At 67.5% G+C, this 23,635-nt stretch carries 18 protein-coding genes and 1 pseudogene; 5 read left to right on the top strand and 14 right to left on the bottom strand.

The genetic code is table 11. The features are described 5' to 3' along the window. The first annotated feature begins 125 nt into the window (after window positions 1–125). On the top strand, window positions 126–584 hold the full coding sequence (locus tag OG866_RS44485; RefSeq protein ID WP_329343841.1) for a helix-turn-helix domain-containing protein: 459 nt from the start codon (window positions 126–128) through the stop codon (window positions 582–584). A gap of 104 nt (window positions 585–688) precedes the next feature. Then, window positions 689–1,069 carry a hypothetical protein gene (locus OG866_RS44490; protein ID WP_329343842.1) on the top strand — a complete coding sequence of 127 codons (381 nt, stop codon included), beginning with the start codon at window positions 689–691 and terminating at the stop codon, window positions 1,067–1,069. A gap of 72 nt (window positions 1,070–1,141) precedes the next feature. Here OG866_RS44490 and OG866_RS44495 read toward each other — a convergent pair. The 5 genes and pseudogenes from OG866_RS44495 to OG866_RS44515 all read right to left on the bottom strand — a co-directional run. Then, a pseudogene (locus OG866_RS44495) lies at window positions 1,142–1,291 on the bottom strand (IS110 family transposase); the annotation flags it as partial. A gap of 92 nt (window positions 1,292–1,383) precedes the next feature. Further along, the gene (locus OG866_RS44500; RefSeq protein ID WP_329343844.1) at window positions 1,384–2,016 is read right to left on the bottom strand and encodes a hypothetical protein; all 633 of its coding nucleotides are present in this window, start codon (window positions 2,014–2,016) and stop codon (window positions 1,384–1,386) included. A gap of 200 nt (window positions 2,017–2,216) precedes the next feature. Then, a complete protein-coding gene (locus OG866_RS44505) occupies window positions 2,217–2,852 on the bottom strand; it encodes a YcxB family protein (RefSeq protein WP_329343847.1) in 636 nt (211 codons plus the stop codon). A 234-nt stretch (window positions 2,853–3,086) separates the two neighbouring features. After that, window positions 3,087–3,425: a hypothetical protein gene (locus tag OG866_RS44510; RefSeq protein ID WP_329343848.1), complete on the bottom strand. Its 339-nt coding sequence runs from the start codon at window positions 3,423–3,425 to the stop codon at window positions 3,087–3,089. Window positions 3,426–4,068: 643 nt separating this feature from the next. Continuing rightward, entirely contained in the window at window positions 4,069–4,425 is a 357-nt protein-coding gene (locus OG866_RS44515) for a substrate-binding domain-containing protein (protein ID WP_443063685.1), read from the bottom strand. 234 nt (window positions 4,426–4,659) lie between these two features. Here OG866_RS44515 and OG866_RS44520 point away from each other — a divergent pair, with 234 nt between their 5' ends. After that, entirely contained in the window at window positions 4,660–6,399 is a 1,740-nt protein-coding gene (locus tag OG866_RS44520) for a Mu transposase C-terminal domain-containing protein (RefSeq protein WP_329343853.1), read from the top strand. On the opposite strand, the gene OG866_RS44525 is transcribed toward OG866_RS44520, so the two are convergent. The 6 genes from OG866_RS44525 to OG866_RS44550 all read right to left on the bottom strand — a co-directional run bounded on the left by OG866_RS44525 (window position 6,389) and on the right by OG866_RS44550 (window position 17,433). Next, window positions 6,389–8,596: a KAP family P-loop NTPase fold protein gene (locus tag OG866_RS44525; protein ID WP_329331173.1), complete on the bottom strand. Its 2,208-nt coding sequence runs from the start codon at window positions 8,594–8,596 to the stop codon at window positions 6,389–6,391. The two genes, OG866_RS44520 and OG866_RS44525, sit on opposite strands and share 11 nt — an antisense overlap. Before the next feature lie 52 nt (window positions 8,597–8,648). Then, a complete protein-coding gene (locus OG866_RS44530) occupies window positions 8,649–11,882 on the bottom strand; it encodes a helicase associated domain-containing protein (protein WP_329331172.1) in 3,234 nt (1,077 codons plus the stop codon). Between the two features lie 92 nt (window positions 11,883–11,974). Next, window positions 11,975–13,009 (bottom strand): TniB family NTP-binding protein, encoded by a 1,035-nt coding sequence (locus OG866_RS44535; RefSeq protein WP_329331171.1) that lies wholly within the window; start codon window positions 13,007–13,009, stop codon window positions 11,975–11,977. Then, a complete protein-coding gene (locus OG866_RS44540; protein WP_329331170.1) occupies window positions 13,003–15,243 on the bottom strand; it encodes a transposase in 2,241 nt (746 codons plus the stop codon). The genes OG866_RS44535 and OG866_RS44540 overlap by 7 nt, the downstream gene beginning before the upstream one ends. Then, window positions 15,240–15,977: a TnsA-like heteromeric transposase endonuclease subunit gene (locus tag OG866_RS44545; protein WP_329343856.1), complete on the bottom strand. Its 738-nt coding sequence runs from the start codon at window positions 15,975–15,977 to the stop codon at window positions 15,240–15,242. Before OG866_RS44545 ends, OG866_RS44540 begins: the two co-directional genes overlap by 4 nt. A gap of 421 nt (window positions 15,978–16,398) precedes the next feature. Beyond that, window positions 16,399–17,433 (bottom strand): hypothetical protein, encoded by a 1,035-nt coding sequence (locus OG866_RS44550; protein WP_329331169.1) that lies wholly within the window; start codon window positions 17,431–17,433, stop codon window positions 16,399–16,401. 340 nt (window positions 17,434–17,773) lie between these two features. Between OG866_RS44550 and OG866_RS44555 the strand changes: the two genes are divergently transcribed. After that, complete coding sequence (locus OG866_RS44555) at window positions 17,774–18,085, top strand: hypothetical protein (protein WP_329331168.1); 312 nt, start codon at window positions 17,774–17,776, stop codon at window positions 18,083–18,085. Between the two features lie 191 nt (window positions 18,086–18,276). Beyond that, window positions 18,277–19,095, top strand: a complete 819-nt coding sequence (locus OG866_RS44560; protein WP_329331167.1) for a hypothetical protein — start codon at window positions 18,277–18,279, stop codon at window positions 19,093–19,095. Window positions 19,096–19,130: 35 nt separating this feature from the next. Here the strand turns inward: OG866_RS44560 and OG866_RS44565 are convergent, their stop codons facing one another. From OG866_RS44565 to OG866_RS44575, 3 genes are all read right to left on the bottom strand, one after another. Further along, entirely contained in the window at window positions 19,131–20,243 is a 1,113-nt protein-coding gene (locus OG866_RS44565) for a YaaC family protein (RefSeq protein ID WP_329331166.1), read from the bottom strand. Window positions 20,244–20,407: 164 nt separating this feature from the next. Then, window positions 20,408–22,903 carry a DEAD/DEAH box helicase gene (locus OG866_RS44570; RefSeq protein WP_329331165.1) on the bottom strand — a complete coding sequence of 832 codons (2,496 nt, stop codon included), beginning with the start codon at window positions 22,901–22,903 and terminating at the stop codon, window positions 20,408–20,410. A gap of 120 nt (window positions 22,904–23,023) precedes the next feature. After that, on the bottom strand, window positions 23,024–23,215 hold the full coding sequence (locus tag OG866_RS44575; protein ID WP_329331164.1) for a hypothetical protein: 192 nt from the start codon (window positions 23,213–23,215) through the stop codon (window positions 23,024–23,026). Window positions 23,216–23,635 lie beyond the last annotated feature (420 nt).

Here is a 23,635-nt window from a genome sequence, read left to right on the forward strand (position 1 = left end):
CGGGGAAATGCAGGTGCAAGGCCTGCCCGGCGCTCGGTCCCCGTGCTTTCCCAGCCTCGTCACACAGCGTTTCGAGCTGCTGGGGCGCTATTGTCCTGCGCCAGTAGTTGATCGTTAGTAGTTGTGTGACTGCTGCTGGTGCGTCAGTTCCCCGTCGGGGGCCGAAGCTGGAACCGCTGCTGCTGTCTGCTGAGGAGCGGGCGGAGTTGGAAAGACGGACGCGTCGGGCGACATCGGCCCAGGCCCTGGCCTTGCGAGCCCGGATCGTGCTGGCTTGTGCGGGGCCGGGGGTGCCGCCGATCGTTGCGGTCGCCCGGAATCTTCAGGTGACCGCTGACACCGTCCGCAAGTGGCGGCGGCGCTTCCTGGCCGAGCAGCTAAACGGGCTGGCCGACGAGCCGAGGCCTGGCCGGCCGCCCACGATCAGCGTCGATCAGGTGCAGGCGGTGGTGGTCACCACGCTGGAACAGCTGCCGAAGAACGCCACCCACTGGTCGCGCAAATCGATGGCCGAGCACAGTGGCCTGTCGAAGTCGACCGTCGGCCGGATCTGGCGGCAGTTCCAGCTCAAGCCGCATCCCTAGCCATCGCGGTGGGACACGGCGTGTGCGTCCTTGGACGACGGTGGGCGCAGTGCAGGGAGAACGCACCGGGGTCTGGCACTGCGTGACACCGGCACAATGGCCCGGTGACTCTCTTTACCTGCGCGGTCTGCGAGCACCTCCTCACCGGTGATCTGCAGGAATCGCCGGCCTCCCCGGCCAGCGATCGCCTGTTGGTTCATCGCATCGCCGACCCGCGGGTGGCGCAGGGTACCTATGCGATCAACTACGACGCCACGCTGTTCATCCTGCATCCTGACGACGTGCCAGGCGCAGCTCTGCATCCGGACTCAAGACGTCGTGGCGGCTGTTGCGGGCTTCACGGCCAGGACGGCCCCAACCTCGTCTGCACAGACTGCGGCGCCGAGGTTGCTACCAAGGAATCGGACTGCTGGACGGAGAATCTGGTAGCGCTGATAGCCGCTGCAGTCGTCAGCAGCACGGAGTCTTCATCTGGAACCCGTTGACTTTCGGCGCCACCTCGCACGCGTTCGCCGGAAGATGTGCGTTTGCTGAAGGTCTTGAACCGGCCGGGGTGCGTAGCGTTCCAGCAGCCAGGTCACCGCGGGACGGTCCAGGCGCGGGCCCAGGACACGTTCCAGGCTGGGGTGGAACTGGGTGAACAGGCCGCGAATCCGGTTGGAGGTGCGGGTCGCCTCGGTCGCGGGTTCCTGGTCGAAGCCGACCAACGCCTCTACCCCCGGCCCGACCAGCGCAACTACCAACTCCTGGCCTGACCAGCGATCTCACTCAGGTAGAGCCCAAACCCGTTGCTATTCCGTCAGCTGGAGTAGTCACTGCAGGACTTCAATGATTCGAGCGACGGCTGCCCCACTACCCGGCCCTCGTGTCCATCGGGGATCGCAGGAGGCCTGTTGCTCGCAGTGAGCCCTTTGTCGGTGCGCACCCAGGCCACCCCGTTGTAGTCGACGAAGGCCATGCTGACCGTACGGATCGGAGAGTAAGGGACTGGGGTCGCCGATCCGTACCCATCCCTTCCAGCATCCGGCAATTCGAATCGGTTGTCGTTTATCGAGTCCTCGTAATACTCCAGAGCCTTCTCTGGGATCGATACCTGCGAGCAGGGCGGCAGACTCTGCAGCAAGACGGCGAAGGAGACCGATTGCGCGGTGCCCAGGCCTCCCAACGTCGCGATCTTGATAAGGGCCGCGGTTAGCAGAGGATCGTCCAGATACCACAGGACGCCGCCGTGGCCGCGCCACCGTCGATGCAGCACGGCGTCGGTATCCGGCAGCGGCGGGACGAAGTCGAAGCCGCCCGTAATGTCCTCCAGCGCTAGGTGCAGGGTTCGCAAAATATCTGTGCTGCCCGGACGGTGTGGGTGGTCGACGAGATCGTCGAGACGGCGCTGGCATTCAAGGAGGTGCGTGTCGGACAGTCGGGGCGGACGCATACGCGAGATGGAGCGCTGGCAGACGAACTCGGGACAGTCCGGAGCCTCCATCAGACCCGGAGCGGTTCAGTCGCTTGCGTCACGGATTTATGGGCGGCAGAGGCGAGTGAAGCAGTGTGGAATGTGCTTCCTGGAATGAGACAGACTTGACGGGATGGTTGTGACAGAGGCGCGTTTTTTGTCGCAACGGTGGACATCTGTCACACGTGTGGGGTGTGCTGGTCCAGGATCGTTCGTAGCCGCTCGATGTCGCCGGCGTTGTGCAGGCCCCGCTTGGGCAGGACGTCGAGGCACATGATGTTGGGGTCCCGGCTGAGCAGGACGAAGTGACTTTCCGTCTCGCGGTATCCCTGGAAGACGGACCATTTCTGGATCAGTGTGCTGTGGTCGGTACGGCAGGTGATGCCGTCCGGAGACACGGTGGCGCGGTACTCGCCCTGCCATGCGACGAGCCGCTGCACGTGGGCGGCTTGCAGCCGCGGGTAACCCCACACCATCAAGAGGACCAACAGGAACAGAGCTGTCGAGAACACGTCGACACTGCCGCGGACGACCGCCAGGACCAGCCACTGTCCTACCCACAGGAGGAAGAACGCACCCCGCAGTAGGAGCCCGGTCCTCTTGATCCGCTCACGGACCTGCAGGCCGGCCAGGGTGTCGGCGGACCGGGGCTGGTACGTCAGTTCAACAACGGTCCGCTCATCCACGAAATTGTCAGAGGTTCCCGCATGGTGCGTGCCTTCGTGGCTCTGGCCTTCGGTCATGGTCCCCCCTCGGTACAAGACCTGCGGATCATAACGAACTGAAGTTGCGCTCGGCCCCTGGTCGAAGAGCATCACCCGTCCATCGGAGGCTGCAAGCGTCGGAGCTGGTGGGCAGCACCATGCTTCGTGCAGTTCCGGTGGCAGATAGCTCGCCGATCCGGTGGAAGCCAGCGTGCCTTGCTCGACCCAAGCCGCAGTTCAGGCGTGATCAACCTGTGACCGGGGGTCTCCGGTTTTGCCGGAGTGGCGAAACGAAGGGTGGTGGTGTTGCTTGCCTGGTGTGGGGTGGTGTGTGTGTGGGGCTGTTCAGGGCTGTTGTGGTGGGGGTTGGTGGTGGGTGAGGGTGTGTCGGCGTCGTTGGAATTCGGGGGTTTGTTGGGTGATGTAGGTGGGGGTGATGGGGCGGTTGTATTGGCCGGTGATGTGGTGGGTGGCGCTTTGGTGGGCGATGTCGTCGGCGGACGGAGCGGTGTCGGGGGTGTGGTGGGTGGTCCAGAGGTTGTAGATGCGCCAGTTGAGGAGGTGGCGGCGGAGGTTTGAGGGGCTGAGGGGTTTGCCGCCTCGTCCGAGGAGTCCTTGGGTTGCGAGGTGGGTGGAGAGTTGTTCGGGGGTGGGTTCGGTGCCGTGTTCGGTCTGGTAGTTCATCCATGCGAGGTAGTAGCGGTCGGTCAGGGGCAGTTGGTCGTTGGTGGAGGGCTGGAGTGTGGCGTTGTCGCCGTCGGGGTGCCGGTGGTGTTGGTCCTGTGGAGCGGTGGTGGGCGGGTGTTCGGTCGGCTGGTGTGGTGAGGGGCATGGCGGTCTGGGGTCGCCGCGGGTGTCCGTCGGCTGCGTTGGGGGTGCTGCTTGGGGGTCTGGCTCGCGGGGTGGCGTAAGGGGGTTTCGCGTGGAGCTGGTGGCCGCGTGTTTTCTCGGTGCAAGGGCCGTGGACTGTTGGCCGTCGGGTGCGGGTCCGGCGCGATCTTCGGGTTGCGGATGTGTGCGGGTGGAGGTGTCCGCAGGGTTCGGCTCCCGTTGCTGATTGTGGATGGGCGGGATGTCGCCTGGGCTGGGTTCGGTTTGTGGGTGGGTTGCCGGGCCGGTCACGTTTGTCGTGCGTGGTTCATCCGGTGGTGGAGTGTGACGTACGGGGCTGTTCCTGCTGGCCGCACCTGCGTGGTGGGTGTGGCCGGCGGTCTTGGATGGCCGGCTGCCCTGTCGGTGCCACCAGGCCCAGTGTGTGGGGGTGGATGCCGACCGGCTGGCAGTGGTGACCGCCTGATAGACGGCCTGGAGCCGCTGCGCATGGCCGTCAGGTGTGGGCGACGGTGGTGAGGCCGATGTGGGCGAGGCGGGCCAGGCGGGTGTCGTCGAAGCCGACCACGGAGACTTCGTCGGGGACGGTGACACCGGCTCGCAGGAGGACGTCGAGGACGCCCGTGGCACAGCGGTCGTTGAAGGCGAGGACGGTGTGAGGTTCGGGGTGGGTGTCCAGGGGTGTTCGGGTTTCCTTGTCGTTGATGCGGGGGGTGTTTTTGTGCTGGTCATTGGCTGTGTCGGCTGGCTGATCTTGGTGGCGGTGTCCCGGATCCGGTGGTGGTGTGTTCCTGGTTCGGTCGGTGTCGTGTTCGTCGGTTCTCCTTCGCGGCGGGCTGTATAGCGCGTTTATGTCCGGGGTGGGGGGTCATCGAGTGGGTGTCACTCGTATCGGGGAGGTGTTGGCATGCCGTCCCGGGGGAGGTGTTGGCATGCCGTCCCGGGAGCGGGTTTTAGCGTCGTTTCCGTTGCGCCTTGCCGCAGGCATGTCGCGTGAACTGCCTTGTAGGGGACGGATGTTGATGGCTGGAAGCTTGTACGTGATCACTGTGCCGTTATCCGTGCGCTTATCCAGCGGCTGTCTGCGGTGACGGCGACCGGCGGTGTGTCCGGGACCGCGGATGAGGGCCTGGGCCGGCACCGGGACGAGCTGCGGCCTGCTGCGGTGCGGCAGTTGCTGCGGCTGCGGGCGGCGGGGGAGCTGACGACCGCGCATGTGCGGCTGGTCGCTGAGGCGGTGGGTGTGCACAAGCGGACGGTATGGCGCTGGCTGGAGCAGGCCGATCAGACCGGGGGTGTGGAGAAGCCGGAGCGCCGCCGTTTCCGGGTCACCGAGGAGATCATCGATGTCCTTGCTGACTATCAGGGCAACGTGAAGCGCGCTCACGAGCACCTGACCCGGCTGGCGGTGGCGGCGGGGGAGCGGCCGCCGGGTCTGACCACGCTGCACGATGCGATCGCCCGGGATCTCGATCCGGGTTTCATGGCGGGCCTGCGCCAGGGGATTCCTGCTGCCCGCGGCTTTGACCCGTGTTTTCAGCGGCCGGCGGTGGCCCGGAACGAGGTGTGGGAGGGGGACCACAAGCAGGCCGCCACCGTCGTGATGATGCCCGACGGGAAACCGTCGCGAGTGTGGGTGACGTGGTTCGAGGACCGCGGTACCGGCCATGTGATGGGCTGGGCGGTCACCGCCGGCTCGGCGCACCGGGGTTCGGTTCTCGCCGCGGTACGGATGTCTGTGCTGCGCGAGGCCCCTTACGGACCGGCCGGCGGACTGCCGCACCTGGTGCGCGTCGACGGTGGCGCGGACTTTTTGTCCAAGACGGTCCGGCGTGCTTTCGGGCTGCTGGGGGTGCCGGTGCACCGGGTACGCAGTGCCCGCCACAAGGGCGGGATCGAGCGGCTGAACCGCACGAGCATGACCCGCTTCTTCGCCGATCTGCCCCGCTACACGAAGGCACCGCGGCTCGATCATCGCCGTCGCGTCGGCGAGTCGGATCCGCCGCTGACGTTCGAGGCGTTCGTCGGCCTGCTGGGCGAGTGGGTTCACCAGCACAACACCGAGCACGTCGTCGAGCGCACCAAGATGACGCCGCTTGAGGCCTGGCAGACGGATCCCGCCGAGATCCGGCCCGAGCCGAGTGCGTCTGAGCTGCGTGCTCTGATGCTGGAGAGCGACCACAGGGTCCGTAAGATCACCAGTCACGGGGTGGAGTTCGCGGGCCGCGCCTATATGCCCGCAGGCGGGGTGGGCCGGATCGGGCTCGAGGTCCGGGTGCGGTGGATGCCGCATCACACCCACGAGATCGATCTGTACACCTTCCGCGGCAACCGCTACCTGGGCCGTGCCTTCCTCGCAGGCGAGGCCAGTGAGGAACTACGCGCGAAAGTGCTCCGCGAACGCGACGAGCACAGCGAGGTCTTGCGACGTGCCCTGAAGCGCTCCGGCGAGCGGCGGCGGGAACGGCACCTGCCGTCCACGCGGCCGGAGGTGCCCGTGCGCGCTGTGCGCATGACCGAGCAGGAGGCCCGCGCCGAGCGGGAGGGCACTACCTCACACGCACCGCCTCGCCGGCGCACCCAGCCCTACCGGCCCCTGACCCCCGTTCCCGCCACGTGGTGTCGCGGCTCGATTTATGTGCGCAGCGGGCTAGCTCTGAGCTGGCGAGTTCTCAGTTTTAGTGGTTTACGGTGTGGCTGCTGGGGGTGCCTGGGCCGGGGGCTGCAGGTGCTTGACCTGGTATTACGCAGCTTGGCTGAGTGGTATGCAGTTCGGTTGGGTTGCTACTTGGGACGCCAGCGCTGGGCTGGGGGGCTCAGAGGGTAGCGGTGGGGTCCGGGGTCTGGCTTGTGGGGCGGCGATTGCGGAGTTCTTGCAGGATGTTGTTCTGGTGTTCGTCGACGGGGCTGCTGCTGGGAGCGTCGAGGAGAGGGCCCAGGCGCGTGTAGATGTCGTCGAGGCCGAACATCGCGTCGAGGCCAGCGAGGGCGTTTTCGTCGATGAGGCGGAACGGGTGTGTAGCGGGCGGGATGAGCTTGCCTAGGAGGGGGAGGAGCACCCATCCGTTGTCGAGGCGTTGGTGTAGCCAGATGCGCAGGCTGTCGGGGTGGGTGTGGCGCCACATCCAAATCAGGTCGGTGTCGGACTCGGTGAGTTCCTCGGCTGGTCTGCCCATGACGGGCGCGAGCTGCTGGGTGATCTTCTCGGCGACAGCGTTGCGGGCCTGGAGTGCCCAGGCTTCGGTGGTCTGCACTTGCTCGGAGTCGTTGTTGTCAGGGTTGGTGGCGCGGTGCAGCGTCCGAGCAGCCAGGACTGCCCCTTCGGGGGTGGCGGCCATGGCCGCCAGTACCTCGGGTCGTTGTTCCGGTGGGAGGTCGGTGAGAAGGTCGCGGGCCAGGAAGCGCAGGCTCATGTCACTGCTGACGAGGCCCATCGTCTCTGGCTCGGCGGTGAGCTGTCCGTAGTTGTCGGCCATGGCTTGGAGAAGGACAGCAGCAGGGACGGGGCTTCCGCTGCCACGGCGGTGTTGGATCCGGCGTGCGATGCGGTGGGTGTCGTCACGAAGACGGAGCAGCAGTTCGGCAGCTTCTTCTTCCGCGGCGTCGGCGGCCAGTTGCGCCAGGGCTTGGTCGAAAGCCGCTTCGGAGAGGTCGTCGTCGGGGACGCCGAAGACCATGTAGCGGTCGAAGTAGTCCGCGCTGCCGATCCCGCGGCGCTGGGCAGCGGATTGCTGGTCTCCGCCGTTGCCAAGGTCCCTTTGGAGCGCTGGGAACAGCAGGGCCAGCAGGTTCAGCATGCCGTCGATGTGTTCTTCGGCGACACCTGACGTGCGTAGACGGGTATGCCAGAGTTCGGCTCGTTCGCCAGGCTGCGTTCCGCGCCGTACAGCTGCAGAGGCGCTGGTTCCAGTCAGTTCGGCGTGGTGCCGTTTCAGGAGCCGGTAGACGCCTGGTTCGTTGGTGCGCAGGAATGTGACGGCGAGGAAGTCGACCAGGTCCACGTTGCCAGCGAGGGCACCGAGAGTCGCGTCGGCTTGCCCGAAGTACCTCTTGATGGCCCGGGGCGTCTGCAGCCTGTCCTGCAGATGTCGGAAGTAGGCTTCGGAGAAGCGCCGTTGCTCACCTGGCGTCATCGACATGCCGTGGCCGTCCAGGAGGGCGTTCAGAGAGCGGTTGCTCATGGCGGCCGCGTCGCGGTCACGGAACGCCGGAAGGTCCAAGCGGACCTGGATGATTTTTTCCAGGAACTCGCGGGCCCGGTGGTCGCTGTCGCGGACGAGGTCGCTGCGTTGCAGGACGTCCAGCAGTGTCTGCTCGTCGAAGCTGATCATGTAGTAGATGTTGGGCAGATGTCCGACCAAGCGGACGAGTTTGAAGATGACCAGCAGTTCTTCGGGTGTGAGCCGGTCAAGGTCGTCCATGACCACTAGCACGGGTCGGCCTGCCTGGCGCAGGGCTGATTCTGCGGCGCGTTTGGCGGCTGAAGCGCTGGTGTCTCCGCTGATGCGGTCGCCGACGTGCTTGATCAGGTCTGAGGAGTCCAGCCCGATCAGACCGGTGAGCTTGCCGAGCGGGCTGATGGACTGCGCGAACTCGCCGAGCTTCCTGCGGACCTCTGATCCATGAGCGCTTTTGGGCAGCGCGTTGCGGATCTCGCTGAACAGGGCAAGGGCCAACGACTCGACGTCCGAGTACATCCATGGGTTGAGCTCAGCCACTGACCACGGCGTGTTGGACGTGTCCTGAGCGGCCGGTCGGCGTCTCGGCTTCCACCGGAAGCGCTGCGCCTGGCCGTCGGAGCCTCCTAATGTTGCTCCCTGCAGTTGCCTAATGACCATCTGGAGGACGGAGGACTTGCCGGATCCCCAGGGGCCGATGAGCGCGAGGACTCCGGTTTCGCTCTGCTCGCGTACGCGGTGCAGCAGAGTGACGGCGTGCTCAGCGTACTGTCGGCGTCCCAGCAGGTCGGGAGCGTTCGTGCTGCCATCGATGGGCTCGTCGTTGAAGAAGCGGGCGTCACTCACCGGCACATCGTGCCTGACCACGCGCTGCACCGCCGCGAGTTGGTGAAGGAGGTCAGGTGTGTGGGTGGATGCCGATGGTGGTGAGGAGGTGCTGCTGGGCGGGGTGCAGGGTGGTCCAGAGGGTGCGTTGTCTGCCGGTCCATTGTTGGAGGGCGGGGGAGGGGGACTGGCCGGTGCGCTGGTGGAACTGGGCTTGTCGGTAGGCGTGTTGCCAGGTGCGGGACCAGGGTGGGTTCCACCAGGGGTCAATGGTGTCGAGCGCGTGGGTGGTGGTGGTGGGGGAGAGGCGTCCTTGTCGGGCGGCGCTGCGCTTTTGTACCAGCCAGGCGCCCAGGGGGAAGCCGTCGTGAAGGGTGGTTTGGCTGCAGGCGAGGTGGCCGTGAGTCGCGGCGTAGGTGCGGGCGTGGGTTAAGCCGGGGCCAAGAAGGAACACGCGGCTGCTCTTCGCTGAGCCGGCGATGTCTTCGGTGCGGGGGGTGATGCCGATATCGGTCAGAAGTTGGTGTTGTTCGGGGCGTAGGCGGGGCCAGGCAGTCTGTTGTGCGGCGGTCCACAGCCGTACGTCGGTCGGAGGGCGCCCTGGCCGAGCGTGTGCGGTGCGGGCACGGGTGTAGGCGCGCTGCCAGGCCAGATCCCAGGGCGGGTTCCACCACCGGTCGATCGCGCAGAGGGCCTGGTGGCGGGCGGTGGGGGCGGTGTCGTCGAGGGCTCTCCGGCGTTGGCCGCTCAGCCAGCGGCCCAGGGGGAAGCCGTCGTGGACGGTGGAGTAGGCCATGGCCAGTGTGTGATGGGTGGCGGCGTAGGCACGGGCGTGGGTGAGGGCGGTTTCGGCGTAGCGGGTGAGGGGGCGGATGCGGGCCGTCTCGCCGGTGAGGCCGACGCTGGCCAGGAGGTGCTGCTGGCCCGGGTGCAGGTCGTCGTAGCGGAGGCGCTGCTGACGCAGCCAGGCGCGCCGGATGGGGGCGAAGCTGCGGAAGTGATGGTCGGCATCGAGTTGGTGGCCGCCTTCGACCTGCAGGCGGATGTTCTGCCAGGTGCCCTGCCAAGCCAGAGGCCAAGGCGGGCACCACCAGGGATCGACTGCGTCCAGAGCCTTTGTCTGGGTGGATGGTGGTGTGCCGCGGCGGGTGTGCTCGCGCGCCTGCTGGCGTTGCCGGCGCAGCCATCGTCCGAGCTGGAATCCGTCGTGGACGACGTCGGTCGCGGTAGCGAGGGTGTGGTGCGTCGCGTGATAGGAACGCGCGTATCTGAGACCGACAAAGAATTCGACCTCGTGCTCGGAGGGCCGGGCGGCGGTACCGCGCGCAATCTCCTCAGTCAGCCCGAGCTGTACGAGCAGCTTCTGCTGGCCGGGTTGGAGGACGTCATATTGGGCGTACTGGGTCGTCAGCCAGGTGGTGAGCGCGCTGCTGGTGCCTGGGAATCCGGCTGCGACGTCCAGGACTTGGCCGCCTTGGACCTGCGTGTGTGCCTGGTGCCAGGAGCGTTGCCAGTCCAGTGCCCAGGGTGGGTTCCACCAGGGATCGATCGCCGACAGGGCCAGGGCGCGAGGTGATGGGGCACCGTGGCGTCGTTGATAGGCGCGGTCTTTGCTGCGCTGGTTTCCCAGCCACTGCCCCAGATTCAGTCCGTCCTGGACGGTGCCTTGGGTGACATTCACCAGCGTCCTGTGGGTCTCGGTGAAGGCGCGTGCGCAGGCGATAGCGCGCTGGAAGTGGGTGGCCATGTGCTTACGGCGGGGCCGGGCCGCCTGTGCGGTCTCGGGGGTGAGACCGATGCCTACCAGGAGGCGCTGTTGTGCAGGGTGCAACTGACCGTAGCGGGTGCACTGGTTGTACAGCCATTCGCCCAGGCCGAAGCTGGTGGTGGGGAAGCCGTGTTCCGGGCGCAGGGGCCCGCGGCTGCGTGCGTGGTCGCGGGCTTGGTAGTAGGTGCGTTGCCACATCACTGTCCACGGCGGCCGCCACCACGGATCCAGTGCCTCGAGTGCTGCGACGTGTTCCGGTGGTATCGCGGCGTGCTTCCGTTGATTCGACAGCCACCGGCCCAGGCCAAAGTCATTGAAGCGGCTGTGGATCGGTACGGCGAGGTGCCCGTGGACGGCGGCGTAGGCACGGGCGTGGGCCAGCCCCGTCGTGAATGCCTGATCCGACATGTGCCGCAGCCCCAGGTCCAGCGGCCTGCTGTCCGCCGTTTTCGCCGGCTGCTGTGCGGCGTTGCGGTGGGCGGCGAGTTCGCGGGCGATGGGGCGGGGCTGGTGCGCCATGTGCAGCGCCCACAGCCGTTCTGCGGCGGCGGGATCTGCGCCGGTCTGGACAGATTGCTGGGCCCAGAGCAGCAAGGGGCCGGCCGAGATCGAGGCGATGCGCCCGGCAAGCGACGGCTGGTTCGTGGCCCGCGTCAACTGGGCCACTAGTTCAGGGGTGTGGGCAAGCGCGTGGGGCAGATGTCCGCCGGTGTCGGCGAGCAGCCGCTGACGGGTGCGGGGGGCAGTGAGGATGGAGGTGAGGGCGACGGTCTCCGGGTAGGTGACCGCGTCTCTGACCAGCAGCCGCCACCAGCCGGGATCGGTACCCGGCGGGGTCAGCAGCAGTGTCCGGCGCGGCCACTGCTGCTCTTCGGGCCACTGCTGTGCCCACCAGGAGACGGTCACAGCATGCGAGACCTCGAACGCGCGCGCGGCGTCCGGGCGATGGCGCAGTAGAGCCAGATGCCGCCGGTGCGCCTTGACCATCTCCGGCAAGCCCGTCAGGTCGACCTGCTCGGTGTCGGCCGATGCACCGTCGATCCAGTGGGTGCCGAGCATCCAGCGCCGGTGGCGCGGGCAAATGCGGGTGTGTGGCTGCAGATAGATCCGGACGGGCTTGGCCCGTCCGGTGCATGCGGCCGTCCACGATCGGCAGCCTTCTCCCGCGGCGGGCACGACCCGTCCGAAACGGAACCGCCCAGCCGCGCCTGTCCCGTCCGGTGCGAGGGGCTCCTGTGCGGTCCAGGCAGGCAGCGCCCTGCTCAGGATTTCCTCTGGCACGCGGCAGAACACAGCAATGCGTGCTCTGGCTTCGGCGTTGAGGTACACCTCGCCGTCCGTGCGGTAGCCCTTGAACAGGCCTCCGCGGACCTGGATGAGTGCCGGGACGAGGTCTCTGACGCCGAGGCGGTAGCGGTCGGCGAGGCGGTCCAGGTAGGACAGGTTCGTCTCGCCCTGAAGCGGGGCAAGCCGTACTGGCCCCGGGCGGGCCGCAGCCGTACGCGGCGGCTGCGGCTGTGGTGGAAGCGTGATGGGCATCGGGGGCGTTCCGGACGGGCTTGGATGCACCGGCATCCGAGCAGTGGACACAACGGGCAGACCGGCAGCACGGTTGCGGCAGAGTCCGCCGGTCAAGGCTGGCGTTGCGACCGCACTTGCTGGCGGCGTGGGGCACGGGTGCGTTGTTCGGCGGCGGTGTCGAGCTCGATCTGCTCGAGGAGCCTCTTGGTGATCCTTTCCGTGCCGTCCAGCAGTGACACGAGGGCGGCTTCGCGGATGAGGTGGGAGAGACTGCCCATACGGCCGCCGGTGCGGGCGTGGAGGTAGGCGGCGTGCGTCACCAGGGTGCCGGGCGTGTGCCGGCGCAGCCGCAGGGCACTGTCCATGCCGTGCACGAGGTCGTGCCAGAGCTGTTGGTCCGGGGCGCTGCCGTAGCGCAGCGGCTGGTTGCGCACGATTTTGAAGCGGCCGGCGAGCTGGGAGCCGCGCACGCCGGTCAGCAGGGGTGAGGATTCGACGTCGATGCCGGAGTAGACGAAGGTCGCCGGGATCCGCTCGCCGAGGTATTTCAGCTGATCGGAGGTCTCGGCACCGGCCCGGCTGCGGGTGTCCATCAGGTGCACGTCGTCGACCAGGACCAGCTGGGTGCGCATCTCGCACAGCAGCCCGCACACGGCGTTGGTGATCTGGATCTGGTTCATCCTCTCCGGGGTGGGCAGGCCGAGGAAGCGGGCGAACTCGCTGATGAGCATCTTCGGGGTGGAGGAGGGTGGCACGGTGATGAACAGGACCGGCACCCGCCCGTTCTGATTCGGGTGGCGGCGCCGGTCGGCGAGTTCGACGGTGCGCCCGAGCTGCTGCATGGCGGTGGTCTTCCCGGTGGTGGCCGGCCCGGAGATGATCAGGCCGCGCCGGGCGCCGCCTTGCTGGCCGCGGTTGAGCAGCAACAGGCGGCGGACCGCGGTGGCGATGGTGTCCATGGCGGGGGTTTTCAGCACCACGAACCGCGCGTGGTAGTCCTCCCGTTGCTCCAGCGTCCATTCCTGGTCGCCGGCGTCGCGTGCAGCTGTGTGGGGTGTGTCGACGAACTGCTGCCACCCGTCCCACGTGGTCAGCGGATTGAAGATGGTGTGCTGCGTGGCGGCGGGCTGATCTGTCGTCACCATGCCTGGGCCTCCTGGTGCGGGTCGTAGATGCGCAAGCCGCCCGGCCCAGCGGCACCCGCCGTCTGCCCGGTTGCCTTCTCCCGGGCCGTTCCAGCCCTCGCCTTGGCTCCTTGCGCCTCCTCTGCGGGGCCTGCCGCGGTGTCCTGTCCGTCGGCGAGGGCGGCGAGAAGGTAGTCCTCGCCGTCCGGGTCGTCCTCGACGTCGTCGAGGTCCCAGTCGTCGGCATCTTGCAGCACAACGGCGAAGATGCCGGGCAGCCCGTATGAGGCCGTCGGCGCAGTAGGCACCGACGGCTGCTGCGGCCGTGTGGCGGGAGGAGGGTCCGTCATCCGTGCGGCTGCCTGGGCCCGGGCAGCCACCGTCCGCTCCCGCCTGCTGCCCAGTCCCTGGCTGGCCCGGCGCAGCAGCCGATCCAGCGCCCGGGCGATCTCCGCCTCGTGTTCCTCACGGCCCGCGCGGCGTTGCACGGTGCGCCGGACGTGGTCGAAGGTGAACGCGGTGAACGGGCGCCTCACGGCCTCCGCGTGGATCCACGGCACTTCCAGCCACCCCTCGGACAGGCGGATCCACACCCGGCCGGGGTCATGAGGGTTGTGGTGGACCTCCCACCGTCCGTTCTTCTCCGCCCGCGGCGAGCGGCGCCGCCGGTAGGGGGTGAGACCAGGATGGTCATAGGTGCGGTAGCCGAAACGGATGCCGTAGTCGTTGATGGCCTGCCACCGGACAGGCAGCAGCTCGATGTAGTCGTCTGCCGACAACGGCACCGGCACATGCCCGGTGAACGCCACCAAAGCCGCCCACATCTCGTTCGGACAGACGGCGACCTGCGGCATCATCGGATGCCGCAGCGCCTCATGTCGGCGCTCCTGCCACCCGCAGATGACCCACTCTTCCAGCAGTTCCTGAAGCTGCGCCAAACTCCAACAGGCGTCCTGCTGTGCGGCCGCGCCGCGCTGGGAGACGTCCGAGCCGGTGTGGCCCGGCAGGTACTGGCTGAACCCGTCGGCAATCGCGCGGAAGGTCCTCTCCACGTTCCCCTTCGCCGGGCCGTTCGCCGGCGGCACCGGCTGCACCGAGATCCCTAGGCTCTCGCACGCAGAGACGAACGACGCCGACACATACACCCGTCCCTGGTCCATCACCACCGTCTCCGGCATGATTACCGGCCGGGCTGCAGCCTGCTCCAGCCGCGGATCCAACGCGATCAACTGCTCGTAGGGGATGACAGATCGCTGCATGGACAGTGCTTTGTCCCAGCCCGGCCGCATCACGGTCGGCACCAGCATCTGCGCGAGCAGCATCGCCGCGTCCACCGACCGCGTGCCCACCGGGCGCAGCAGAGCGGCACAGATACTGCGGGTGGCCACATCCAGCGCGATGCTCAGCTCCAGACGGCCGGTCACGCCGTCATCCAGCACCGCCAGGACATCTAACGGCGTGCTGTCCAGCATCACCAGCTCACCCGGCCGCAATGCCACCGTCGGCGTGAACGGCGGCGCCGGCCGCGACGCGTGCCACCGCCGCTGCGCCGCCGTGCCCAAAAGGCCCTGCCCATCGCCAACGGCGTGCACCAGACGGTTGAACGTCGACGCCGGCGGCAAAGCCACCACCCCGGCGCCGTGCTCCTCCTCCAGCAGCCACCCCACCCGGCGGCGCAGCCCCACTAGCGTGCCCGTCGACCTCTCCCGCCGCCCCTCCAGCACCTTCCTCACCGCCGCTACCACCCGCTCATCGGCCCGTCCCACCGCCGACCGCTGCCGCACCGCCCGTCCGTCTACCAGCCCCCACAAGCCCTCACTGCGATAGCGCGCCCGCATCCGGCGCACCGTCGCTACGCTGACCGTCCAGCCCGCCGCCCTCAACTCCTCGGCCTTGGCCTGCTCCCGCTGCGCCAGGCTCCGCGTCGCCGGATCGAACTGCTCACGCGGGGATCCCTGGGCCACCGCCTCAGGAAAACCCGTCTCCACCTCCCGCACATGCCGCTGCCACGCCAGCGCTCGCTCCCGCACCGGCTCCGTCAGCGCCTCCAGCAGAGCGAACGGCGGCACCCTCCCCGGCGCCGGCCCGCTGTCCACCTCGAAGGACGGATCAGAGCACAAAAACGGCAGCAGCACCGCCGCCGAAGCACCCTCGTCGCTCACCAGCGTGGCCCGGGCGCCCTCCAGCACCCCCACCGTCCACACGCGCCCGTCATAGCGAAGGCGTGCCCCGACCTCGACGACCGTCTGCCTCACGCCGCCTCCAGCCCCTGCTGAGCGAGGCAGACGACCGCACGCTCGTGCAGCGGTTCGTCCAGCCGCACCCACAGCACACCGCTCCACAGCGAGTGAAACACTGCAGGCCACACGGCGATCGGATCCCCCAGCCCTGGTACCGCCTCCACCGCCGGCCGCGGACTAGCGAAGGCCTCCAGCAGAGCGGGCGTCCGCACTCCCGCCGCATACCGGGGATGCCGGTAGCCCGCCAGCCACCGCACATTGGCCACCACAACCGGATCCGGAAGCCCGGCGATCCGGTAACCCCAGCCCGCGGTCTGCGCAGCAGCCGCCACAATCCGCGCCCGCTCCGTCAACCGGACCGACGCACCGCCGCGCCCCACGCAGTCGACCAACAGCCCCGAGCCGTCCTGCAAACGGGCCATCAACTGCGGTGCATGCCCGCTGGATCGGCCGTCCTCACACCACACCAGCTCCACCGGCCGGCAGGCCAGCCCCACCACCGCCGGATCCCGGTCCAGCAGCATGAGCTGGGTCCTTATTACACCCGATCCGTACGCCACCAGCCGCCGGGTCGTCGACGACCACCACCAACCCGGAGCAACACGCCCCCCATGCCGGACTGGGAAAGGGCGTATGACAGGAGCGGCCTCGAAGGCGACGTCCTGCGCAGCCTCAAGCCACGGCACCTGGCGCACACGCCCCACGGGGTCTCGAAAACGCACGTCGATCCGGCCCGCCTCCACGGCCATATCGCCTTCGCACCCCACAACACCACCGCTGCCGCCCGGCTCAGAAACGCTGCCCCCGGCCCCGGAAGAGGGGGACGACGCGGCCTGCTGGCTGCTGTCGACGATCACTCACGACACACAACGCCATACGAGCCCGACCGCGCAGGAAAACCATCAGGGTTACTCCGTCCGTGACATCAGCTGCAGTGCCGAGCAGCAGGAAGAATCTCCGGCGCTGGTCGGCTCCCTGGCACCGCCGCATCGCCTGCCCAAACAGGCGGGCCGGGCAGTCTATTTATGGATCATTCGAGTGATGACCAGATGGCATGCCATGGATGTCGGCGATCAAGCCGAAAACGCCGGACTCGTTGATGCCCCGCCGGTGCGCGTAGTGCGAGGGTGGGCGTCGTTCCGCCGCACAAGAGCGCCAGTTGAATGTGCGTCAGTCCACCGGCGCTGGTCCAATCGGCACGGCGCCTTCCGTCAAGGGAACAGCTGTACCGATCCAGGTCTGCAGCGGGCTGGTGTAGTCGACCTCGAGGATCGGGCCGAGCCAGGGTCGATCCAGGCGATGGCCGAGGTGGTGAACGAAGCGTCCTCCTGCACCCCACCCAGCCGGCCGCGTCCGGCTGCGGTCGGCGTGCGCCATCAGGATGCAGACCGGGTCGGTCAACGCCGCAGTCACGGCGATGACTTCGGGCAGGACGACTGCATCACGCAGTGACGCCGACCGCACGGCTTCCGGGCCACGGGCCGCCGATGCTTGCGCGAGGCGGTCCAGGCGCCGGGGCCAGATCTGCTCGTCCTGCCAGGCGGCAGCCTGCCGCCACCATCCCAGCACGACGGCACGGGCAAGAGCGAACGCCTGCCGCGGATCGTGCCCGCGGGCGGAGGCCTGCCGGGCCAGCGCCGACCACCGCTGCTGGGCCCTGCCGATCTCGGGGCAGAAGGCCACGTCCAGCCACTCGGGCCCACCCGGACCGTCGGCGTCGGTCTGCCAGCGCTGATGCCGCAGGCAGACCCGTCGCCACATTGGCAGGTAGCGCACCGCGAGCACGGGACGACCGCTGCGGCGCGCTGTACACAGCTGGCACGCGATAGCTACGGGCCCGAGCGCGCGGGCATGCTGCCAGCGCATCCGCCCCTCTCCGAGCCCGCCTGGTCCTCGCCTGCCGGGCCCGCACCGAACACGAATGTCCGGGCCGAATGCGCCCGGCCCCTGCGACCACGACGGCAGGGACCGCGCCAGCACGCTCTGAGGGATCCCGCTCAGACGGGCCAGCAACTCCTGCCCCGCGGGGTCAAAGAGCACCTCCAACACCGTCCCGGGGCTGCCTTTGCACAGCCGAGGACGAGGATTGGTCTGCTGCCACCAGCCCAGCAGGGATCCGCTGCCCATCCAGTATCCGGCGGCGAGCCGACACAGGTACGACCACGTCGTCTCCCCATCCAGCGGAGCCACCCTCAGCACACCCACGACCTCAGCGTGCCCTCTCCAGCTGGCCCGGACGGGCAATTGGGCCCAACTCCACCCGCCCGCAACATCGATGAGCTCAACCGGCCCGGCCCGCCCCTGCTGCGCTACGGTGAAACCGTGCTGCTCCCCGCCGACGCGGGGGTACCCGCTCCTCCACAGCACCCGGCCAACGGCTTGCCCGCATGCGAGGGAAGTGCCGCCCGCCGGGGGAGGACGGTTCCCGTTCTCTCGGTGAGGAGTGCCCTGCATGCCTGATACCGCCCCCTCTGCTTCGCACCGCTGCCACCACTGCCACCGCCCGGTCGCCGGGACGGCAAGCCGTTGTGCGAGTTGCCGGAGCTTGCGGCGTACACCGGACCGGGCCTACCGACGCGAGATCGCTGACGCTCTCTTCCCGCCCGCCGCACGCGCCGCCCTGCTGGGACGTATTGCCAGCGGCGAGCACATCAGCGACGTCTGCGCCGACCTGGGAATCTCCGTCCACCGGGCCCGCAGCTACGCCGCGTATGCCCCGGCCTGGGGACGCGCCCTGGACCTGGCCCTGACCGCAGGACGCGATCCCGACCTTGACCACGGCACCGCGATGGCCTACCGGCACGGCCGTTGCCGCTGCCCCGAGTGCCGCACGGCGAAGAACACCACCCGTCCCTGACCCACGGCGACTCAACAGTTGGGGCCAGCGCGGGCCGCAGCCTGAGGACAATCCCGGCCTTGTGCCGGCTCGACACCGCGTCACAGATACAGGACCCGCGGCTGAAACGCGTTGATGCCATCTGCTTGTCACGTCATGCTTCTTTCGTCGTGCGGCTAAGAACTGCCGGGGTCGAGATGTGGGGGAGACACGTGGCAACGACGGGGGCGCGGTCGCAGGCAGAAGTGGTGGCGCGGCACCGGGCCAACCTTGAGGCGTTCGTGCTGCGAGCACGCCGGGTAGAAGCACACTCACTGGCGGCCGACTGGGACGAGCTGGTGGCTTTGGCCGGAGCCACATACACAGTGACTGTCCTTGAAACAGGTGAAGCGCATTTTCGCCAGGAGCTTCCCGCCGAAGAGGTGGTGGAATCTGCTGCCGCGAGAATCAGACCACTCCTCCTGGAAACAGATGCCTGCTCCTACCTGAAGGCGCTCGCTGGGGTGGGGTTCTTCTGCCGGGCGATGCCGGACGACAAGACGTGGGTCAAGGGCGCACGCACTGAGTGGCGAGACAGAACAGGATCCGCAGCACCTACGCGGGAGACCGGATATCAAGTCATGATCGGCAACCCCCTCACAGGACAGGCTGCCGATCTGGATGACCAACGCCTGGCGATGGCCTGGATCTACGGGGATGTCGTTCACCACGACACCGAACGACTAAAGGAAACTGACCCATTCGGTCTGTCCGAACGATTTCGTGCCGCAGCCCCCCTGGTCGCCTGGGTCATGGTCAGAGCGATCGAACTCCTCAACTACGTTCGAGCCCTTCAGGAATACGGAGCACTTGAGCTCCAGCCGGAGGTGTTCGACCAGGAAGTGGTGCTGCAGTCGACGTCTTGGGAACACACCGGACGGGTGTACAGCGCGCCCGTTGGTACGCCTGCTCCCGTCGATGCCCTGACACCCGTTGGAGAGGGATGGACCCCGCTGTCCGGTAACGCTGTGCTGCAGCAAGCAGAAGAGTGACGCCTGCGCGACACGGCCTGGCGGGCAGTTCAACCTCAGCGGGAGACCTCGTCGATGGTTGCCAGTGTGAGTTCAGGTACGGCGATGAGGGCTTTACGCAACAGCCGCTCGACAGCCGCAGCGTCGACGCTGTGGTTCACATCGATCTGTGTGGTCCACTGGCCAGGCTGGTAGCGGGCAAGCATCGAGAGGCTGTACAGCACCGACCACCACGCAAGAAAGGGATGCAGCTGGGCCCCGTCACCTCCGAGGACGGAGTGCACACGTCGTTGCAAGGGGTCGCGGCCGATCCAGGGTGTCAGCGTGTTCATTACTGACTCGACGTCCTGGTCAGATGCCTGCTCCGGTCTGCCCAACGGCCAGGCTAGGCTCACCGTTACTGTCCCCCGTTTCTCGTCCCGCCCGGAGAAGCTCGCCGGTCCGTGCAGGAATTCGTAGCCGGCGACCGTTGGGAACGCGCTCAGTTTCTGACGGATTGCTGCCGCGAGCTGGTCTTGATCATCTCTATGGGGCGCGACTTCGTCAGAGAGGCCATCCAGGTCGAGAGCCACCTGGCTGAAGCTGTCCGGACCCACAGGTTTCCGTGTGACCCGAAGGCACCGTACTGAGGATGGAGCGGAGGTAAGCGGCCAGCCGTCGTTCTCCTCAATAATGTTCCACAAATCGGCGAGCTCGACTTCCTGAGGCAGAGAACGTGAGCCTAGGAGCGAGGCCACTTGCGTGAACGCTCCGGCCCCCTTGTCCGCGACCAGCACACGTCCCACGTGGGGCTGGTCGGCTTGCTTGATAGCGATGCCGTGACCGTTCAGCCGGTAGTCCGGCTGCTGCCCCGCGGCTGCGATTGCACGGCCAGCCTGACTCAGGCCATAAAACAGAAGGAGGGGCCGGGAAGCTGGCCCCACATCCGCGGCCGCCTTCAAGAGCTGCTCTGCTTGCTCAAGCGCCGAGTTGTACGTCTTGCGTCGAGCCGCGTTGCCACTGCCTGCCCAGCCGGGCGGGTCCGAGCGTGTCTCTCGAAGCGCCTGCCAGACGTCCTCAAGATCCGGGTAAGTCAGATCATTCCAGGTCGGATAAGGCCTACGCACCATCGGCTCATTGTGGCTCACCATCGAGATCAGCACACGGACAACGACTGACCAGGTCTTCACCTCCTTGGCACCCCGCCGGACACGCCCGACTGACGCATCGGCAAGGGGCGTTGGGAAAGGATCACAAGCGCACCTATAGAGCAGCGCGATAGCTGGAGTCGTTCCGAGAGAAGCAGGAGAGCTCCGAGGTAGGGGGAGATCCCCCACCAGATGCTCCCGCACTCCTACCAGCGCATGCCCAAGGCGGTGAGGGCGTCGTGTCGTTCGGGGCTGAGTTTGTTGGCGCGTCGTCGTGTGTTGGAGATGAACGACCCCAAGCCGAGCAGCTCGCCGTCGACGTCTTCGCGGTGCTGGCGAGGCACCCGAAGGTGCCCCTCCCGGGCGTGGAACTGGCGGGCTGCGGCCATGTTGCGCTCCCACAGTTCATCCTGGGATCGCCGTACCGGCCGCACGCCCTGTTCTGTGGTGTCGGGGTCGATGCCGAGGCTTTCCAGGAGGTACTGCTGCGCAGGGGTCAGCTTGTCCCACGCGGCGGTCTGCCCGGCGATCCACACGGCCAGGTCCTCGCCCTGGACGACCAGTTCGCCCGCCTTGGTGGGCAGTGCGCCTCCGGCCTGGAAGTGTTGGAGGAGCAGCCGATGACAGCGTGCCCAGCTGATGTCCCACTCCGGGCACCATCCGGGATCGATGTCCTCCAGCGCCTCCATACGGGCCTGTGACAGCTCCCCGGCGTACGACAGGCCGGTTTCCCCGTTCGCGCGGCGTGCGGCGTTCTCACGCGCCTTCTTGGCCCCGGCCCGCTGATTCTTGAGCCAGGTGCCTAGTGCATGGCCATCCCACACCACGGAGTTGCCGGGCAGGCAGTGCCTGTGCACGTTGGCGTAGTCGCGGGCGACGGCGAGGCCGGCCTCCCACGCGGAGGCGTGCACGGACCAGACCATGCCGAGGTTCTCCAGCTCCGTCACGCGCGACGCTTCCAGGGTTCCCGCGCTGTAGTACCGGCGTTGATCAGCGACAAAGACCCCCAGCGGATGCCCGCCGACACCATCGGGCCAGTCGTCCGGGGTGACGTACGTGTAGGGCACGCGCAGCTCGATGTTGCCGGTCTCGCGCAGCCAGCGGGTGGCGGCCTGGATGCCGCGTCGCCAGTACGCCTTTTCGGGGTCGATGACCCGCAGCCGCACGAACTGGGCGAGGGCGGCCGGGTCTCGTTCCTCGGTGAACCGCAGCACTCCCGCCGCCGCGGCACCCACCGGCGGAACGAGATCCGCCTCCTGGCCGTCCTCCCCGTCAGCGTCCTGCGCCAAGCCCTCGCCCTCGACGTCCTCGTCCTCGGAGCGCCAACTCCCGTTCCGCAGGCGGGGATCAGCAAGTGCCTCGATCGTCTCCGCATCGTGCGCCCGCAGGGCTCCGAGGAGCTTACTGAGGGTGCCATAAGCATTCGAAGTCAGCAGCTCATCCGCATCCTCGTCCGGTCCGAGGAATACCGGAACGATCAGCGTGGCAAGTTTTCCGCGCCCGGGATGCAGCCGCAGGGCACGCCCAACCATCTGTACGATGTCGACCATTGAGCCGCGCGCATCCGCAAATAGGACTGCGTCACACTCGGCTGTATCGACGCCTTCACCCAAAACGCGAACGGATGAAAGCACCCGCAATTCGGCCCGCACATCCCGGCCCTCAAAGGCCGGTCCTCCGAGGAAATCTGAGGCGAATTCATCCAGCACCGTACGGCGGTGTCCGGGGGCGTGCTCGCCGTACAGCCAGTCTGCCCAGACCTGATCTGCTGGCGGGTAGGTGTCGGGGTCGTCCTCAGTGAGCCGGCCCGCAGTCACCGGTACCGCGGCCGCCATCGCCTCCGCCTCGTTCACCCTGCTGTGGAAGGACAGCACGCGCCGGAAGCGTTCCTCGACCGCGGCCCGCATCAGCCCGGTCTGCACGGCGGCCAGGCGCGCTCCGCGTACGGCGTCTGATCCGGTTTCCTCGCTGGTCATCGCGGCGTACAGGTCCGGGTCGCGGATGTCGAGGCACAGCACCTGGTACGGGGCGACGATGCCCCGCCCGATCGCCTCCGACAAGGTGAGCTTGTACGCCACCGGTCCGAACACCGGCGACCCGTCCTCCATCGACGCCACCAGGCGAGGCCGCTCACCCTCCGCCTCCCACACCCGCGGCGTCGCCGTCATGTACAGGCGCCGCTCGGCAGGGAGCTGCGCCTGATCGTGCACGGCCGCCCACGGCTTCATGCCGTCACCACTGGTCCGGTGCGCCTCATCCACCACCATCAGGCTCCACACCCCCAGCCCGGCCGTGTGCGCGCGTTGCAGGATGCGCAGGCCCACCGATGCGTAGGTCGCGAAGACCGTCACGGTCTCCAGCCCCTCCACCCACGCCACCAGCTCGTCAGGATCAGTCGTGCAGGGCAGGCCCTGGCTCTCCTCGGCCCGCAGTGAACAGACGCCGATCATCGCGCCCGTCCGGCCCGCCCGCCGCCAGGCGCCGGCCATCTGCGTCAGCAGGTCCAGCGTCGGCACCACCACCAGCACCCGGCGAGCAGAAAGACGACGCGCAGACTCCGCACCGATCAGGCTCTTTCCGGAACCGGTAGCGGCGATTACCTGCGTGCGCAGACCCTCGGGCGGCATATGGCCACCGGCCGGAGTCCCGAGAATGCGAACGACGCTATCGACGGCCTCAGCCTGATGCGGACGCAATTCCATTTGAGCCACAATGCCTCACATTCCCGGGTCTATTCAGAGGGAATCCCGTCTCAGCCCAGATCCCATCCGAGTTCCAAAATGACACCTCACTCGCGTGAGCGGTTATAAGTCGATGCGGCTCTACCTGGGACGATTGGCGTCTTCTTCGTTCCATATCGAGATCACGTGCCCCTCACCATACTGCTCGATGACGATTGCTCGGGCTTCACTCAACGACGAAGCCATCAGCCGCAATTGAATTTCCGGCTGGCCAGCGATCTCAATAAGGCCGACGTACTCGCGCTTCGGCTCGCCCAGCTCGGCGTTCATCATGTCTCCCGTGGATTACCTATAGGGCAAACAAAGCCATCACGCAGCCCGCGCGATGAGGTACTCTGTCATCATCCCAGACTCAAGCCGGTCATAAGACTGACACACCAGATCTCTCGGGGAAGGACCGAAAGTGGTCGGGGTGGCCGATTCCGGTTCAGGAATGAGGGTTTGAAGGTGCGTCAGGCTGGTGTCCCGCAAGGGTGGCTGACGCTGCACCACAAGCGGCCCCGCCCCCTGTAGATGCCGCTTTTCTGACAGGCCCGGAGGGCATGTCAGGTTCCGTACGGGACTGCGGAGCAGGCCGGTACGGAACAGTCCCGGCCGCAGGCCGGGACCCCAGATCACGGAGTGATCCGGTAGGCAGAACGGAGTTCCGCCCCTCCCGCGCGCAGCGCGGGGAAGCGTCGCGTAGCGACGCCG

Source organism: Streptomyces sp. NBC_00663, assembly GCF_036226885.1.
Lineage (GTDB): Bacteria > Actinomycetota > Actinomycetes > Streptomycetales > Streptomycetaceae > Streptomyces.

Bases quoted from the DNA above. Each gene is read 5' to 3' on its own strand.
- OG866_RS44500 (WP_329343844.1), bottom strand. From the start codon at position 2,016: ATGCGTCCGCCCCGACTGTCCGACACGCACCTCCTTGAATGCCAGCGC.
- OG866_RS44505 (WP_329343847.1), bottom strand. From the start codon at position 2,852: ATGCTCTTCGACCAGGGGCCGAGCGCAACTTCAGTTCGTTATGATCCG.
- OG866_RS44510 (WP_329343848.1), bottom strand. From the start codon at position 3,425: ATGAACTACCAGACCGAACACGGCACCGAACCCACCCCCGAACAACTC.
- OG866_RS44530 (WP_329331172.1), bottom strand. From the start codon at position 11,882: ATGCCCATCACGCTTCCACCACAGCCGCAGCCGCCGCGTACGGCTGCG.
- OG866_RS44535 (WP_329331171.1), bottom strand. From the start codon at position 13,009: ATGGTGACGACAGATCAGCCCGCCGCCACGCAGCACACCATCTTCAAT.
- OG866_RS44545 (WP_329343856.1), bottom strand. From the start codon at position 15,977: ATGGCCGTGGAGGCGGGCCGGATCGACGTGCGTTTTCGAGACCCCGTG.
- OG866_RS44570 (WP_329331165.1), bottom strand. From the start codon at position 22,903: ATGGAATTGCGTCCGCATCAGGCTGAGGCCGTCGATAGCGTCGTTCGC.
- OG866_RS44575 (WP_329331164.1), bottom strand. From the start codon at position 23,215: ATGATGAACGCCGAGCTGGGCGAGCCGAAGCGCGAGTACGTCGGCCTT.